Source organism: Actinomadura sp. NPDC048021 (assembly GCF_040653135.1).
Lineage (GTDB): Bacteria > Actinomycetota > Actinomycetes > Streptosporangiales > Streptosporangiaceae > Spirillospora > Spirillospora verrucosospora.
Map to the genome: position 1 here is coordinate 184,105 of NZ_JBEZJQ010000003.1, position 15,395 is coordinate 199,499.

The window sequence follows — 15,395 nt, forward strand, 5'->3', positions numbered from 1 at the left end:
AGGCCGGTTCGGGGAGGCAGGGTGTGATTTGTGCGGGACCTGTGAAGATCTTCGGGTTACCAGGTGTGCACGGGCTCGTTGTCGCGCAGGTGCTCGACGTAGGCGCGGGTCATCATGCGCAGGGCGTCGTGGCGGCCGACGCCGTGCTCCTCCTCCAGGGTCCGCACGGTGTCGATCTGCCAGGCGGCCCCGGTCTGGCCGGTGACGCAGCGGCGCTCGATGATGCCGAGGAGGCGGTCGCGGCGGGCGGGGTCGACGCCCCAGCGGTCGAGGCCCTCGTGGGCGAGGGGCAGCAGCTTGCGCAGGACGAGCTCGGCGGCGGGCACCTCGCCCATGCCGGGCCAGTAGAGGGTCGATTCGAGGCCGTCGCGCGCGGCGCGGTGCAGGTTCTCCTCGGCGGTGGCGAAGGACATGCGGGACCAGACGGGACGGTCCTCCTCGGCCAGCATCCGGACGACGCCGTAGTAGAAGGCGCCGTTGGCGACGACGTCGGCGACGGACGGCCCGGCCGGCAGGACGCGGTTCTCCACGCGCAGGTGGGGGCGGCCCTTCACGACGGCGTAGATGGGACGGTTCCAGCGGTAGATCGTTCCGTTGTGGAGGGTGAGCTCGCCGAGTTCGGGGATGCCGCCCTGCTCGAGCACCTCGCGGGGGTCCTCCTCGTCGCACAGCGGCAGCAGGGACGGGAAGTACCGGGTGTTCTCCTCGAAGAGGTCGAACACGGAGGTGATCCAGCGTTCGCCGAACCAGACGCGGGGGCGGACGCCCTGGCTCTTCAGCTCGTCGGGGCGGGTGTCGGTGGCCTGCTCGAACAGGGTGATGCGGGTCTCGTGCCAGAGCCGGTGCCCGAACAGGAACGGCGAGTTGGCGCCCATCGCGACCTGGGCGCCGGCGATGGCCTGGGCCGCGTTCCAGTAGGCGCCGAACTCGTCGGGGCTGACCTGGAGGTGGAACTGGACGCTGGTGCAGGCGGCCTCGGGGATGATCGTGTCGGTGTGCATGCGCAGCGGCTCGGGGCCGTCGATGGCGATGCGCATCTCCTCCCCGCGGGCGGCGAAGATCTGGTCGTTCAGCATCTTGTAGCGCGCGTTGGCCGACAGGGTCTCCTCGCCGATGTCGGTGCGCCGCAGGGTCGGCAGGATCCCGATCATCACGAGCCGGCCGCCGACCTCGCGGGCGCGGTCGTCGGCGTGCGCGAGATGGTCGCGGACCTCCGTCTCCAGGGCTCCGGTGCCCTCGCCGCCGAGCTCGCGGGGCGGGATGTTGATCTCAAGGTTGAACTGGCCCAGCTCGGTCGCCCACGCCGGGTCCGCGATCGCCTTGAGCACGTCCGCGTTGCGCATCAGCGGGTCGCCGAGCGAGTCGATCAGGTTGAGCTCGATCTCCAGGCCTATGTGCGGGCGCTCGAAGTCGAACTGGGATTCGCCCAGCATCCGGGCCAGTACGTCGAGGCACCTGCGCACCTTGTCGCGATACCGCCGCCGGTCCTCGCCGCTGATGGCGACCGAAGCCACGTCCCTGCCCATGTGTGTCCGTCCCTGTACTCCGGAGGGAATCGTCATAAAACGGGATGTCCCAGTAAGCGAAGGTGAAAACACGGCGTGCAGTTTCGGGCTCCCCGTTTCGTGACCGGCCGGTAGCGTGTGTCGTCCTGCCGGGAAGCCGGTACGTCGGTCGTGGAGGACCCATGCGCATGCGCCCCCGGTCCATCCGGGCCAGGGACACGCTCGTCGCCGCCGTGATCGCCGCACTGGTGCTGGGCGTCACCGCGATCGGCGTGGACGTCGCCGTGCGCAGCACCGTCAAGGCGGAACTGCTGCGCCGGACGCAGGTGGACGCCCGGCGCGTCAGCGGCGGCGTGCGCGACGGGACGCTGGAGGGCGCGATCCGCGACGGCTCCCGCGGCCGCGTGCTGATCCAGGTCGTCGAGCCCGGCGGGCGGGTGACGAACGCCACACCCGCCGCAACGGACAGGCCGCCGGTGAGCAGATTCTGGCCGCCGAGCAACATGCGGGTCCAGGACTTCAGCGAGTGCCGCGGACGGTGGCCGCACCGCGAATGCTTCGTGGCCGAGGCCATCCGCGTGAGCACCGCGCCCGACTCCGTCGTCGTGTACGCGGCCGCGCGGCAGCCGTCCTACCTCGTGAACGGTCTGCTGGAGGGGATGCTCGGCTCGGGCGTGCTGCTGCTGGCCGCGGTCGCCGCGGGGATCACCTGGCGCGTCGTCGGCCGCACGCTCGGCCCCGTCGAGGCGATCCGGGCGCAGCTCGCGGAGATCAGCGCCACCGACCTCAGCCGCCGGGTGCCGCAGCCGCCGGGCCAGGACGAGATCGCCCAGCTCGCCCGCACCGCCAACGAGACGCTGGACCGGCTGGAGCGGGCCGTCGCGCGGCAGCGGCAGTTCGCCTCCGACGCCTCGCACGAGCTGCGCACCCCGATCGCCGGGCTCCGGGCCAACCTGGAGGACGCCTCCATGCACCCGGAGGACAACGACCTGCGGGGCGTCATCGCGTCGGCGCTGCGCGACACCGACCGGCTGGAGTCGATCGTCACCGACCTCCTCCTGCTCGCCCGCATCGGCACCGGCGGGACCGCGGCGCAGGAGCCGATCGACCTGGCCGCGCTCGCCGGCGCCGAGGTCGGCCGCCGCCCGTCCGAGCTGAAGATCGTCACCGAGCTGTCCCCCGGCGTCGTGGTGCGCGGGGTGCGGATGCAGCTCGTCCGGCTGCTCGGCAACCTTCTCGACAACGCCGAGCGCTACGCCGGGTCGCGGGTGACGGTGGAGGTGGGCAGGCGGGACGGGCGGGCGCTGCTCGTCGTCACCGACGACGGCGCCGGCATCGCGCCCGCCGACCGGGAGCGCGTGTTCGAGCGCTTCACCCGCCTGGACACCGCGCGCAGCCGCGGGGCGGGCGGCGCCGGCCTCGGCCTCGCGATCGCCCGCGAGATCGCCCGGGCGCACGGCGGGACGCTGCGGATCGAGGACCACCCGTCCGGCGCCCGGTTCGCCCTGCGCCTGCCCCTGGAATAGCGAAAGAGCCGCCCGGTGGGCGGCCCTTTCGTCAGTGGCGGGAGAGCTCAGGCGCGAACGGCCTGGACCTCCAGCTGGATGTCGACCTTGTCGCCGAGCAGGGCCTTGTCGCCCTTCAGCGGCACGTTGAACTCGATGCCCCAGTCCTTGCGGTTGATCGTGGTGGCGGCGGAGAAGCCGGCGCGGGTGCCGCCCCACGGGTCCTCGCCGACGCCGTTGTACTCGACCGTGAGGGTGATCGGGCGGGTGACGTCCTTGATCGTCAGCTCGCCGTCCAGGAGGTACTCGCCGTCCTGCGCGCGGACGCCCTTGGTCGTGAAGGTCATGACCGGGTGGTTCTCCACGTCCAGGACGTCCGAGGTCCGCACGTGGGCGTCCCGGTCGGCGTTGCGGGTGTCGATCGAGGCGACCTTGATCTCCGCGGTGGCGGTGGACTCCGACAGCTCCTCGGCGATCTGCACGGACCCGGTGAAGTCGGTGAACGTTCCGCGCACCTTGGTCATCAGGTGCCGGATCACGAAGGTGACCTCCGAGTGGGCGGGGTCGATGTTCCAGGTTCCGACGGTCAGCTCGGGGGCGACGGCGGCGATGCTCATGGGGTCTCCCTTGTCAAATGCTTGAATCTTCAACGAACACGTCGAAGGTTAGTTGAGGGTTCAAACAGCTGTCAATCCCCGCTTGTTCCCGGCCGGCCGCACGGATCGGCGAGGGCCCGCGGAGCACGGACCGCGATTCCTTCCCCACACCGTGCAACCTTCCCGTGCCCTCGCGCGTAGAGAGCGGGCACAGAGGCGTGCCGGAGCCCCTCTCCGGCGGGATCACTTGGAGTTTTTCGTGAGCGACGAACCACCGCGCGCCGCCGGGCGGACGGCCCGGACGGCGGCACCGGCCCTGCTGGTGACGGCCCTGCTCGTGACCGGCTGCGGGGGCGGCCACAAGGGGGCGTCCGCCGGCGCCTCCCCCGCCGGGGGCCTGGAGAAGCTGCCCGAGGCCACCACGTACACGACGCTGGACGACCTGCCGCTGGACGCGGCCCCGTCCGGCAAGAGCGACGGGACCGTGGTGCATCCGGACAACGCCGTCCCGGTGTCGGCGAAGCCGGGCGCGCCCGCCGTGGCGGAGCTGCCGAGCACCCAGCTCAAGGGCCCCACCTGGGTGCCCGTCCTGGAGAGCCGCCCGGGGTGGCGGCGGGTGCTGCTGCCGAGCCGCCCGAACGGCGTGACCGGCTGGATCCCCGACTCCGGCCTGAAGGCCGCGCGCAGCTCCAGCGCCGTCAAGGTGGACCTCGGCGACAGGAAGCTGACCCTGTTCCGGGGCGGCCGCCAGGTCGGCAGCTGGCCCGTGGCGGTCGGCGCGCCGAAGACGCCGACGCCCACCGGCCGGACGTTCATGCTCGCCTCGCTCGCCCCCGAGAAGCCCACCTACAGCCCGCTGATCCTGCCCGTCGGGGCGCACTCGGCCACCCTCGACACCTTCGGCGGCGGCCCCGGGACGGTCGCGTTCCACGGCTGGCCGACGAAGTCGGTGTTCGGCAAGGCCGTCACGCACGGCTGCGTGCGGGTGCCCGCCGACGCGCTGAAGCAGCTCGCCCAGGTCCCGCTCGGCACCCCCGTCCAGATCACGGACTGACGATCCCGCGATCCACCCGGCCGCACGGCCGGGCGGCCCGAACCCCACCCCGTCCCCCAAGAACACGAACCCCCTGAGGAGAGAACCGTGCGTTTGCAGGCACTCACCAAGTGCGCGGCCGTCGCCGGCGCGCTGGCCCTGCCGTTCGCCCTGTCCGCCGCCCCCGCCTCCGCCACCCCCGGCGGCGCCGGCTCGGCGGTCGCCATCTCCGCCACCGGCTCCGTCGTCGTCCCGCCGACGTCCTCGGTGGCGTCCTCGGCGCAGCGGCCCACCAGCAAGAGCGTGGCGGAGCTGCCCGCCAACCCGCTCGTCCAGGCGCGGCTGCTGAACGGCTCCGCCTGGGCCGGGCACGGCCGCGCGTCCGTCGCCGATCTGCGGGTCGCCAAGCTCGGCCTGTCCGCGCACGCCGTCTCCGCCAAGTGCGAGAACGGCACCGGAGTCTCCCACGTGGTGGGCGCGACGCTCGGCACCCGGGCGCTGAAGCTCGGCGCGACGCCCAACACCACCGTCACCACCGACCTGAAGGGCCTCGGCAACGTCACGGTCACGCTGAACAAGCAGGTCCGCGGGCACGACGGGAACCTCACGGTCACCGCGATCGAGGTGTCGGCGACCCTGGCGGGCAAGACGCAGACGATCAGCATCGCGTCCGCGAGCTGCGGCAAGAGCCGGCCGGGCCAGCCGGGGCAGCCGAGCCAGCCCGGTCAGCCGTCCCAGCCGTCGCAGCCGGGCCAGCCCGCGCCGCCTTCGGCCCCGCCCGGTGAGGCCCCCGCCCCGACCCCGGTTCCCGGCGACCTCCCGGTGACCGGCTGAGTCGAGCCGGCATGAGGCCGGGGTCCGCGCACTCAGGTGCGCGGGCCCCGGCCTTTTTGCGTGCGGGCCCTCAGCGTGCGGGACGCCGGAAGGTCGCGCGGTAGTCCTTCGGGCGCCGCCCGGTGTGCCGGGCGAAGAGGGCCGCGAAGGTCCCGGCGTCGCGGTACCCGACCGCGGCGGCGACGGTGGCGACCGTCCGGTCCGTGGTCTCCAGGAGATGGCGTGCGCGCCGGACGCGGGCCGACTGGAGGTACTCCAGCGGGCTCTGGCCCGTCTCGTCGGCGAAGCGCCGCAGCAGGGTCCGGGTGCTGACGTTGAACGCGTCCGCCAGCGCGGCGAGGTCGTACCGGGCGGCGAGGCTCTGGTCGAGGTGCCGCATGACCCGGCGGGAGAACTCGTGTCCGGGACGCGGAAGGAGACGGGCGTCGACGTAGGGGGCCTGGGACGAGCGCGCGTCGTCCACGAGCGCCATCCGCGCGGTCGCCCGCGCCACGCCGGCGCCACTGTGCCGGCGCACCAGTTCCAGGGCGAAGTCGTACATGGCGCTGAACGCCGCCGTGGTCGTCACCCCCGCGTCGGTGACGACCAGGAGGTCGGGCCGGACGTCGGCGCCGGGGCAGCGCCGGGCCAGCTCGTCCGCGAACAGCCACGCCGTCGTGGCCCGGCGCCGGTCGAGCAGCCCCGCCGCGGCGAGCAGGAACGCGCCGACGCAGATCGAGACCACCGCGCCTCCCGCGGCGGCGTGCGAGCGGACGGCCGCGATCTCCGGGGCCAGCCCGGCGAGCTTCGCGTCCACGTCGAGGCCCGGACGCAGCTCGAACCCCGGCACGACGAGGACGTCGACCTCCCGGAGCGGGGAGGCGGCCAGCGCCACGCCTCCCGAGGCGACGACGCGGCGGCGCGGCGAGACCACCGCCACGTCGTAGCCGGCGCGATCCGGACCGGCGACGTGCCCGGCCATCGTCAGCAGGTCGGGCACGCCGAACACCTCCGACGCGAAGCAGCCCGGATAGGCCAACACCCCTACCCGCAGCGCACCCACGCCTGCCTCCCGCCGTCACCCGCGATGGCGAGATTACCCCCGCACATGGCGATCCGGCCTCTCCCGGCAAGGCGTGCCGCCCGGCCACGCTGTCCCCATGAACTCCGAGGAATCGACGAGCGCTGAGAACACCCCCGGCGCCGACGAGAGCACGGGCGCCGACCAGAGCCCAGCCGTTGACCAGGCCACGAAAGCCGGCGTCGTGGCCGGTGCCGGCGGGCGCCTTGACGATGCGATCGCCGACTTCTCGCGGCGGCAGGTGGACGTGGACGGGGTGGTGAAGACGGTCCACGTCGCGGGCACCGGCCCGGCCGTCGTGCTGATGCCTGAGATGCCCGGCATCAGTCCGGACGTCCTGCGGCTGGCGCGGTGGGTGCGGGACGCGGGCTTCACCGTCCACGTGCCGTCGCTCTTCGGCCGCGACGGCGCCTACCCCACGGTCGAGGACGGCGAGCGGGTCGTCCGCCGGGCCTGCGTGAGCGCCGAGTTCCGGGCGTTCGCCGGGGGCGGCACCAGCCCCGTCACGGCGTGGCTGCGCGGGCTCGCCCGCCGGGCCCACGCCGAGTGCGGCGGGCCGGGGGTCGGCGCGATCGGGCTCTGCTTCACCGGGAACTTCGCCCTCACCATGGCGCTGGAACCGGCCGTCATAGCGCCGGTCGTCAACCACCCGTCACTGCCGCTGGACGACCCCGCCGGCCTGGAACTCGGCGACGACGACGCCCGCGCGCTCAAGGAGCGCGTCGCGCGCGACGGCCTGACCGTCCTCGCCTACCGCTTCGACAACGACCGGTGGTGCACAGGTCAGCGGTTCGCCGCCTACCGGGCTCTGCTCGGCGACGCCTTCGACGGACGCGTGCTCCCGGGCGGCGTCGCGAACACCGACCCGCCGCCGTTCTTCCGCGACGTGGTCGCGACCCCCCACAGCGTCGTCACCGCGCACCTCGTGGACGAGGACGGCCACCCCACCCTCCAGGCCCGAGACGAGATCCTCACCTACCTGACCGACCACCTGAAGCCGTAGAGGCCGTCTTCCCGAAAGCGCGACGGAGCAGTCCGGCCGGGCTCACTTGCTGGAGACGCTCCACGCGCCTTCACCGGCCGCGGCGGCGTCGCCGAAGGCGGTCCACGCGGTGTCGTCGACCTTGAGGGCGTCGAGGAGGTAGGCGGAGATCGCATCGGCGACGAGGGCGACGCGGGCGGGGTTCTCGTCGGTGGTCTCGGCGACCGCCTCGCCGGCGACGCCGCCCAGGGTGTGCTCGCCCTCGGCGACGACGAGCAGGCTCTTCGGGGACGGGCTGAGGCGGTAGGCGTCGGTGAACCACTCCGGCCCCCGGGTGGAGAGCCGCGACCGGTCCTCGCCGCCCGCGACGACCAGGGCCGGGGTGGTCATGGTGGAGTAGTCCGGCCTCATGAACGGAAGGTGTTCGGCGGCGAACGGGGTGAGCGAGTCGCCGGTCCCGGTCGCGGCGATCAGCGCGCCGGCCGAGACCGCGGGGTGGGAGAAGTCCTCTCCGGGAACGCCGTCGGCGTCGAGCACGCGCGCGCCGAGGATCGCGCCGGCGGTCTGGGCGCCCCAGGAGTGGCCGACGACCGCGATGCGCTCGCGGTCGACGCGGGCCTCCAGGCCGCCGGCCTGGGCGAGGATGTCGCCGAGGCAGTCGAGGATCGCGTGAAGGTCGGAGATCCGGGCGCGCCAGATCGTGGCGAAGCGCGGGTTGTCCCAACCGATGGCGTTGCGGCGGGAGTCAAGGTGGGTGGGCTGCACCACGAGGAACCCGGCCGCAGCCCACCGGTCGACGAGGGGCTCGTACGCGTCCAGGGACCATGCGTTGCCGTGGGAGAACACGATGACCGGCAGGTTCCGGCCCGACATCGGGGCGGTGACCTTCACCTGCAGGTCGACGCCGCGGCCGGGCGCGGGGACGGTGATGGGCTTGACGGAGACGATCCGCTGGCCGAGCTGACGATGGGACATGGGAGACCTGCGCTTTCTCCATGGATCGCTCTGCCATACTTTGGCGGAGCACTGTTCCGCCAAAGTAGCGGAACATTGTTCCGCGAGCAAAAGGAGGGTCCCGTGCCGGAACCGGTCGGAGTGCGCCGAGCACAGGCGCAGCGCACCCGCAGCGGCGTGCTGGCGGCCGCGGCGGCGGTCTTCGTGGAACAGGGCGTCCAGGCGCCCGTCCGCGACATCGCCGAACGCGCCGGCGTCGGCGTCGGCACGATCTACCGGAACTTTCCGACCCGGGCGGATCTCGTCACCGCCGTCTACCGGCACCAGATCGACACGGCCACCGCACTCGCCCCCCGGCTCCTGGAGGAGTCGGCCTCCCCGTTCACCGCCCTGACCCGCTGGGTGGACGCGTTCGTCGAGTTCCTCGTGACCAAGCACGGTCTCGGAGCCGCTCTGGGGTCGGGGGATCCAGGGCTGGAGAACCTCCACGCCCTGATGCTCGACACCCTGGTCCCGGCGTGCGCGACGTTGCTCGATGCGTGCGCCACCGCCGGCGAACTCGGCCCCGACGTCTCCGCCTACACGCTCATGCGCGCCATCGGCAACCTCTGCATCACCGGCCCCGACTACGGCCAGGCCGACGCCAGGCGCATGGTCGCCACCCTCCTCACCGGATGCCGGCGCGAGGCATGAACCGGGGACGACCGATCACTCCAGATCCGCCTTCGGAGGACGGCCTACGACGCGGCGGCCTCGGGACGGGCGCCGCGGAGCGGGTGCGCGCTGCCTTCCAGCAGGACCTTCGCCACGAGGGCGGGGTCGTCGGCCATGGGGACGTGGCCGCAGCCCTCCAGCCAGACGAAGCGGGCGTCGGGGAGGCGGCGCTGAGCGCGGATGGCCTGGCTGCGCAGGAGCAGGCGGTCCTTCGTGCCCCAGGCGATGGTCACGGGGACGTCGGCGCAGGAGCCGAGGAACCGGGTGGTGCGGCCCGCGCGGAGGGTGGGCTCGAAGCCCGGGGCGTCGCGCATGGCGCGGGCGTCCCCCGCGAGGGTCTCGACGTCCATCAGGTCGGGACGGCCGTAGATCATGCCGAACATGAGCGTGCGGCGGCGCGGTGAGCGGGCCAGCCGGGTGAGGAACGTCTCGGGGACGCGGGCGCCGAGCCGCGACGCGCGCAGCACCGACATGCCGTAGCGGAACTCCAGGTTGTTGAAGAAGCCGGCGGGGGACAGCGCGGTCGCCGAGCTGGCGAGGCCGCGGTCGGCGGCTTCGAGGGCGAACAGGCCGCCGAGGGAGTTGCCCGCGATGTGCGGGCGGTCCAGGCCGAGGGCGGCGAAGGCGTCCGCGAGCGCGGAGACGGCCGTGTCCAGCGTGTAGGGGGCGCCGTCGGGCAGCGGCGGGGAGTCGCCGAACCCGGGCAGGTCGACCGCGACGACCTCGCGTTCGGCGGCGAGCAGGTCCATGACGGGGGCCCACCCCTGGCGGCGGTGGCCGATGCCGTGCAGCAGGACGAGGGGCGGCCCCTCGCCGCGGCGCTCGAAAGCGATGTTCACCCGCGCGTTGTCCACGGGCGAAGGGTAGGCCGGAAGTTACTCAGCGGTCACTAGTGATGCTCGTCACTGCGCACTCGGCGGGACGGCGGTGCTCCAGCGCGGCGCGCAGCTGCGCGCGGCCCCGGTGGATGCGGGATCGGACGGTGCCGAGCTTGACGTTCAGCGACGCGGCGATCTCCTCGTACGACAGGCCCTCGATGTCGCACAGGACGACGGCGGCGCGGTACTCCGGGGCGAGGCCGTCCAGCGCCTTCTGGATGTCGTGGTCGAGGTGCCGCTCGTCGTAGGCCTGCGCGGGGCCCGGCTCGCGGCCCTGCAGGCGCTCGGCGGCGTCGTCGCCGAGGGAGTCGAACCGGATGCGCTGCTTGCGGCGGGCGCGGTCGAGGAACAGGTTCGTCGTGATCCGGTGCAGCCAGCCCTCGAACGTGCCGGGACTGTAGGAGGACAGGGAGCGGAAGACCCGGATGAAGACGTCCTGGGTGAGGTCCTCGGCGTCGTGGCGGTTGCCCGTCAGCCGGTACGCCAGCCGGAACACCCGGGTCGAGTGCTCGCTGACGATCTCCTCCCACGTCGGAGGGGTCCACGCCATCGCACCTGCGCTCACCACTACCCCCGTCTGATATTCAATCGTTACGACCAAGCATGCCGGTACCCAGATAAGAGCCGTGTAAGAACCTTGAGCGTGGCCGGATCAGGCACGTGAGATGTGACTCATCTCATTGGACTGGATGTCGACAAGGATTGAGTCGGCGCCGGTCCGCATGGAGGATCGGGGGCAGTCCCCCACCCCGAAACGCGAGGACGTGGCATGGCGCGAAGCTACAACCTGGCCGACCTGCTCGAGATCCTGGCCGCGGCGGGGCCGGACCGCCCCGCCCTGGTGGCGGGCGCCGAGCGGCGGACGTACCGGCAGCTCAGCGAGCGGGCGAGCCGCGTCGGGCACCATCTCGCCGAGGCCGGGGTGCGGCCGGGCGAGCACGTGGCGATCCTCGCCTACAACCGGGCCGAGTGGATCGAGGCGATGCTCGGCGCGTTCAAGATCCGCGCCGTGCCGATCCCGGTGAACTTCCGCTACGTCGCCGCCGAGCTGCGCCACGTCCTCGCCGACTCCGACTCGGTGGCGCTCGTCGGGGAGCGTTCGCTGCTGGCGAGGGTGGAGGAGATCCGCGGCGAGCTGCCGGCGCTGCGGCACGTCGTCGTGCTGGAGGACGGTTCCGCGGCCGAGATCCCCGGCGCGGTCGAGTACGAGAAGGCGCTCGCGGGCGCCGCCCCGGACGACGACTTCCCCGAGCGCTCCAGCGACGACCGCTACATCATGTACACGGGCGGGACGACGGGCTATCCGAAGGGCGTCGAGTGGCGCTGCGAGGACATCTTCTTCGGCGCGCTCGGCGGCGGGAACGTCCTCGGCGACCCCATCGGCAGCCCCGAGGAGCTGGCCGCCAACGCCGACCAGCCCGCCATGGCCGTGCTCGACTGCGCGCCCGTCATGCACGGCGCGGGCCAGTGGGTCGCGTTCATGGGTTTGTTCAGCGGCGCCAAGGTCGTCCTTTACACCGACCACGCGTTCGACGCCGACAGGGCCCTGAGGCTGCTCGCCGAGGAGCAGGCGAACGTGATGATGCTGGTCGGCGACGTCATGGCGCGCCCGGTCGCGAAGGCGCTCGCCTCCGGCGATCACGACACGTCCTCGCTGATGGCGATCGCGTCCGGCGGCGCGCCGCTGACCGAGGGGGCGAAGGCCGCCCTGCTGGAGCACCTGCCGAACATCATGTTCCTCGACAACTACGGCGCGTCGGAGACCGGCGCCTGCGGCCCGTCCGTCGGGGCCAAGGAGGGGACGGCCCGGTTCATGATGAAGCCCGGCATCACCGTCCTCGACGACGACCTGAACGTCGTGCGGCCCGGTGAGATCGGCAGGCTGGCCCGGAGCGGCCACATCCCGCTCGGCTACTACAACGACCCCGCGAAGACGGCGTCGACGTTCTTCACCGCCGCGGACGGGACGCGCTGGTCGGTCCCCGGCGACTTCGCGAGCCTGGAGGAGGACGGGACGATCACGCTGCTCGGCCGCGGCTCCCTCGTGATCAACACGGGCGGGGAGAAGGTGTACCCGGAGGAGGTCGAGGTCGCGCTCAAGGACCACCCGGCCGTGGAGGACGCGGTCGTCGTGGGCCTGCCGGACGAGCGGTTCGGGCAGCGCGTCGCCGCCGTCGTCGCCCCGCGTCCCGGCGCGACGGTGACCCTTGAGGATCTGACCGAGTACTGCCGCGAACGTCTCGCGGGTTACAAGCTTCCGCGGCAGATGACCCTGGTCGACGAGGTACAGCGAACCGCCGTCGGGAAGTCCGATTACAAGTGGGCCAAGAGCGTGCTCGCGTAGAGTCTTGGTAAAGCCACCGTGTGTGGGTTATACCACGCGCGGCCGCACTTTCCCCGGCGAACGCCAGTCAAGAATCAATTGATGCCGAGGGAGCGTGCCTTGGGCGCGTTCCGGCGAATAACCGCCCCATGAGTGGGGATCGGCTGATACCGCTCGCGCGCCGGTATCGCCTGCTCTCTGTCGTCGGCAGAGGCGGCATGGGCACCGTCTGGCGGGCGTACGACGAGATGCTCGACCGGGACGTCGCGGTCAAGGAGGTCCACCTCCCCCCGCGCATCACCGAGAGCGAGCGCAGGGTGATGTGCAGGCGCCTGTTCTCCGAGGCCCGCGCGACCGCCGCCCTGCGCCATCCCGGCGTGGTCGCCGTGCACGACCTCATCATCGAGGACGGCCGCCCCTGGATCGTCATGGAGTTCCTGGAGTCGTGCTCCCTGCACAGGCTGGTCACGGAGGACGGCCCGCTCGGCGTGCGCCGGACGGCGGAGATCGGCGCGGCCGTCCTGTCGGTGCTCCGCGCGTCGCACTCGGCGGGCATCCTGCACCGCGACGTCAAGCCCAGCAACGTCCTGCTGTGCGACGACGGAAGGGTCCTGCTCAGCGACTTCGGCCTCGCCGTCCACACCGGCAAGGGCCCGCAGCCGGCCGACACCCTGCTCGCCGGGATCGAGGGCTCTCCCGCGTACCTCCCGCCGGAGCGGGTGAACGGCCTGCCGAGCGTGGAGGCGTCCGACCTGTGGTCGCTCGGCGCGACGCTCTACACGGCGGTCGAGGGCTTTTCGCCTTTCCTGCGCTGCCATGCGCTCGCGTCGATGGTGGCGGTTCTCCTGGGCGACTATGCGCGCCCCGTCCGGGCCGGTCCGCTGGGTTCGGTCATCGAAGGGCTGCTGCGGCAGCGGCCGGAGGACAGATTGACGGCCGAGGCCACCGCGGAAATGCTGCAAAGGGTCATCGGAACGGTTCCGGAACCCGGTTTCACCCGCGCGCCGGTGCCGCATCCCCGCCGTTTCTCCGCGCACCGCACCGTTCTGGGGCGCCGGGTGCCGTGGGCGCTCAGCGGCGCCTGGGTGTCGCGGGACGCGCCGAGGGCGCCGGTCCCGCGCGGGCCGCGGGTCCCGTGGACGCTGCGCGGCGGGAGGCCGCCGGGCGACCCGTCCGGCAAGCCGCCGTGCGGTTCGCGGCAGGCGGGGTGGCGGGTCCCGGCGCTGCCGTCGCGGCGGCCGCGGCCCGGGACGGTCGTCAGCGTGGCGCTGCTCGCGGCGCTCGCGGCCGGGGCGGGGACCTGGACGGCCCGGTGGACGTCGATCGGCAAGGGAGACGCGGTCGCGCTGCGCCCGGCGGCGGGCGTGTCGGTGAAGACGGCGAAGTATCACGAGGCGGGCGCCTACTCGGTGCGGGTGCCCGCGGGCTGGCAGGCGGAGCGGCGCGGCAGCGTGATGACCTGGAAGGACGTCGGCACGGGACGGGGGCTGCGCATCGCCCCGGCGCCCGGCGACCCGCTGACCGGGCTGCGCTCCGAGGAGCGCGGCGCCGTGGCGGGGCACCGCTATCCCGGCTACCAGCGGCTGCGGCTGGAACCGGTGCCCGAGGTCATCGACGGCGCCGCCGAATGGGAGTTCACCTGGCGGGACGGTGTGCACGACGCCGTCCGGCACGTGCTGTGCGGTCGCGCGGCCGGGTACGAGTTCTGCTTCCACGCGCCCGACCCGGAGTGGACGCCGGGCCAGCGCCTCTACGACAGGATCCTCAGTTCGTTCAGGCCGGAGAGCGGCGGCTGAGCCCCGGCCGGATCGCGGGGCCGGTCAGGTCGTGTGCTGGAGGCGCAGGAGGAACTCGGCGTTGGAGGAGGTGCCCTTCATCTTCTCCAGGAGCTGCTCGATGGCCGACTGCTTGTCCAGGCCCTGGAGGGCGCGGCGCAGGCGCCAGGAGAGGGCGAGCTCCTCGGGGGACATGAGCAGCTCGTCGCGGCGCGTCCCGGACGCCTCGATGTCGACGGCGGGGAACACGCGGCGGTCGGCGAGGCCCCGGTCGAGCTTCAGCTCCATGTTGCCGGTGCCCTTGTACTCCTCGAAGAAGACGTCGTCCATGCGGGACCCCGTCTCCACCAGGGCGGTGGCGAGGATGGTGAGCGAGCCGCCGTTCTCGATGTTGCGGGCGGCGCCGAAGAACTTCTTCGGCGGGTAGATCGCGGTCGTCGCGACGCCGCCGGCGAGGATGCGGCTGCTGGAGGGCGCCGCGAGGTTGTAGGCGCGGCCGAGCCGGGTGATCGAGTCGAGCAGCATCACGACGTCGTGGCCCTGCTCGACGAGGCGCTTGGCCCGCTCCACGGCGAGCTCGGCGAGCGCGGTGTGGTCGCGCGCGGGACGGTCGAAGGTCGAGTGGATCACCTCGCCGCGCACGGTCCGCTGCAGGTCGGTGACCTCCTCGGGCCGCTCGTCGATGAGCACGACCATGAGGTGGACCTCGGGGTTGTTCTCCGCGATGGCGTTCGCGACGGACTGCAGCACCATCGTCTTGCCGACCTTCGGCGGCGACACGATGAGCCCGCGCTGCCCCTTGCCGATCGGCGCGACCAGGTCGATGACGCGGGTCGCGAGGGGGCCGGTGTCGAGGCGCAGCCGCTCCTCGGGGAACAGCGGGGTGAGGGCGCCGAACTCGGGCCGGTTCGCCGCCTCCGCGACCGGAAGGCCGTTCACCGTCTCGACGCGGACGAGGGTGGGGGAGTCGCCCCGGCCCTGCTTGGGCGCCTTGGCGAAACCGGCGACCACGTCGCCGGGACGCAGGTGGTGGGCCCTGACCTGGGCGAGGGAGACGTGCACGTCCTCCGGGCCGGCGAGGTAGCCGGACGTGCGGACGAACGCGTGCTTGTCCTGGAGGGACAGCAGGCCGTGGAAGGGGACGGTCGGGCCGTCGTCGGCCGGGCGCCGGGGCTGCCGGCCGTCCTTGCGGGCGCTCTGCGCGGACACGGCGTGCGCGCCGCGTGCGGGGGCCTT

Annotated in this window: 13 protein-coding genes and 1 pseudogene; 7 read left to right on the plus strand and 7 right to left on the minus strand. The window is 72.9% G+C overall.

Annotated elements, in window-relative coordinates; genetic code table 11:
* Positions 1 to 56: 56 nt before the first annotated feature.
* Entirely contained in the window at positions 57 to 1,526 is a 1,470-nt protein-coding gene (locus AB0C87_RS06710; RefSeq protein WP_345180403.1) for a glutamate--cysteine ligase, read from the minus strand.
* 161 nt (positions 1,527 to 1,687) lie between these two features.
* Between AB0C87_RS06710 and AB0C87_RS06715 the strand changes: the two genes are divergently transcribed.
* Positions 1,688 to 3,031, plus strand: coding sequence for an ATP-binding protein (locus AB0C87_RS06715; RefSeq protein WP_345180401.1), 1,344 nt, complete (start codon positions 1,688 to 1,690; stop codon positions 3,029 to 3,031).
* A 47-nt stretch (positions 3,032 to 3,078) separates the two neighbouring features.
* Here AB0C87_RS06715 and AB0C87_RS06720 read toward each other — a convergent pair whose 3' ends face one another.
* On the minus strand, positions 3,079 to 3,627 hold the full coding sequence (locus AB0C87_RS06720; RefSeq protein WP_345180399.1) for a YceI family protein: 549 nt from the start codon (positions 3,625 to 3,627) through the stop codon (positions 3,079 to 3,081).
* Positions 3,628 to 3,865: 238 nt separating this feature from the next.
* Between AB0C87_RS06720 and AB0C87_RS06725 the strand changes: the two genes are divergently transcribed.
* Together AB0C87_RS06725 and AB0C87_RS06730 are read left to right on the plus strand one after the other, a co-directional pair.
* Complete coding sequence (locus AB0C87_RS06725) at positions 3,866 to 4,660, plus strand: L,D-transpeptidase (protein WP_345180398.1); 795 nt, start codon at positions 3,866 to 3,868, stop codon at positions 4,658 to 4,660.
* Positions 4,661 to 4,747: 87 nt separating this feature from the next.
* A complete protein-coding gene (locus tag AB0C87_RS06730; RefSeq protein ID WP_345180396.1) occupies positions 4,748 to 5,473 on the plus strand; it encodes a hypothetical protein in 726 nt (241 codons plus the stop codon).
* Positions 5,474 to 5,543: 70 nt separating this feature from the next.
* Here AB0C87_RS06730 and AB0C87_RS06735 read toward each other — a convergent pair whose 3' ends face one another.
* The gene (locus tag AB0C87_RS06735) at positions 5,544 to 6,515 is read right to left on the minus strand and encodes a helix-turn-helix domain-containing protein (protein ID WP_345180394.1); all 972 of its coding nucleotides are present in this window, start codon (positions 6,513 to 6,515) and stop codon (positions 5,544 to 5,546) included.
* A 97-nt stretch (positions 6,516 to 6,612) separates the two neighbouring features.
* On the opposite strand from AB0C87_RS06735, the gene AB0C87_RS06740 reads away from it, so the two are divergent.
* The gene (locus AB0C87_RS06740; RefSeq protein WP_345180391.1) at positions 6,613 to 7,536 is read left to right on the plus strand and encodes a dienelactone hydrolase family protein; all 924 of its coding nucleotides are present in this window, start codon (positions 6,613 to 6,615) and stop codon (positions 7,534 to 7,536) included.
* Positions 7,537 to 7,578: 42 nt separating this feature from the next.
* Here the strand turns inward: AB0C87_RS06740 and AB0C87_RS06745 are convergent, their stop codons facing one another.
* Positions 7,579 to 8,490, minus strand: a complete 912-nt coding sequence (locus AB0C87_RS06745; protein WP_360576761.1) for a chlorophyllase — start codon at positions 8,488 to 8,490, stop codon at positions 7,579 to 7,581.
* A 102-nt stretch (positions 8,491 to 8,592) separates the two neighbouring features.
* Here AB0C87_RS06745 and AB0C87_RS06750 point away from each other — a divergent pair, with 102 nt between their 5' ends.
* Positions 8,593 to 9,162 (plus strand): TetR/AcrR family transcriptional regulator, encoded by a 570-nt coding sequence (locus AB0C87_RS06750; protein WP_345180385.1) that lies wholly within the window; start codon positions 8,593 to 8,595, stop codon positions 9,160 to 9,162.
* A gap of 44 nt (positions 9,163 to 9,206) precedes the next feature.
* On the opposite strand, the gene AB0C87_RS06755 is transcribed toward AB0C87_RS06750, so the two are convergent.
* On the minus strand, positions 9,207 to 10,037 hold the full coding sequence (locus AB0C87_RS06755) for an alpha/beta fold hydrolase (RefSeq protein WP_345180383.1): 831 nt from the start codon (positions 10,035 to 10,037) through the stop codon (positions 9,207 to 9,209).
* A gap of 25 nt (positions 10,038 to 10,062) precedes the next feature.
* On the minus strand, positions 10,063 to 10,611 hold the full coding sequence (gene sigE, locus AB0C87_RS06760; RefSeq protein WP_345180381.1) for an RNA polymerase sigma factor SigE: 549 nt from the start codon (positions 10,609 to 10,611) through the stop codon (positions 10,063 to 10,065).
* A 219-nt stretch (positions 10,612 to 10,830) separates the two neighbouring features.
* Between sigE and AB0C87_RS06765 the strand changes: the two genes are divergently transcribed.
* Entirely contained in the window at positions 10,831 to 12,405 is a 1,575-nt protein-coding gene (locus tag AB0C87_RS06765) for an acyl-CoA synthetase (protein WP_360353164.1), read from the plus strand.
* 128 nt (positions 12,406 to 12,533) lie between these two features.
* The gene (locus AB0C87_RS06770; RefSeq protein WP_345180378.1) at positions 12,534 to 14,180 is read left to right on the plus strand and encodes a serine/threonine-protein kinase; all 1,647 of its coding nucleotides are present in this window, start codon (positions 12,534 to 12,536) and stop codon (positions 14,178 to 14,180) included.
* Between the two features lie 24 nt (positions 14,181 to 14,204).
* On the opposite strand, the pseudogene rho reads toward AB0C87_RS06770, so the two are convergent.
* A pseudogene (gene rho / locus AB0C87_RS06775) lies at positions 14,205 to 15,320 on the minus strand (transcription termination factor Rho); the annotation flags it as partial.
* Between the last annotated feature and the right edge of the window lie 75 nt (positions 15,321 to 15,395).

Coding starts and splice junctions, on each gene's coding strand:
- AB0C87_RS06710 (WP_345180403.1), bottom strand. CDS start 1,526: ATGGGCAGGGACGTGGCTTCGGTCGCCATCAGCGGCGAGGACCGGCGG.
- AB0C87_RS06715 (WP_345180401.1), top strand. CDS start 1,688: ATGCGCATGCGCCCCCGGTCCATCCGGGCCAGGGACACGCTCGTCGCC.
- AB0C87_RS06720 (WP_345180399.1), bottom strand. CDS start 3,627: ATGAGCATCGCCGCCGTCGCCCCCGAGCTGACCGTCGGAACCTGGAAC.
- AB0C87_RS06740 (WP_345180391.1), top strand. CDS start 6,613: ATGAACTCCGAGGAATCGACGAGCGCTGAGAACACCCCCGGCGCCGAC.
- AB0C87_RS06745 (WP_360576761.1), bottom strand. CDS start 8,490: ATGTCCCATCGTCAGCTCGGCCAGCGGATCGTCTCCGTCAAGCCCATC.
- sigE (WP_345180381.1), bottom strand. CDS start 10,611: ATGGCGTGGACCCCTCCGACGTGGGAGGAGATCGTCAGCGAGCACTCG.
- AB0C87_RS06765 (WP_360353164.1), top strand. CDS start 10,831: ATGGCGCGAAGCTACAACCTGGCCGACCTGCTCGAGATCCTGGCCGCG.
- AB0C87_RS06770 (WP_345180378.1), top strand. CDS start 12,534: ATGAGTGGGGATCGGCTGATACCGCTCGCGCGCCGGTATCGCCTGCTC.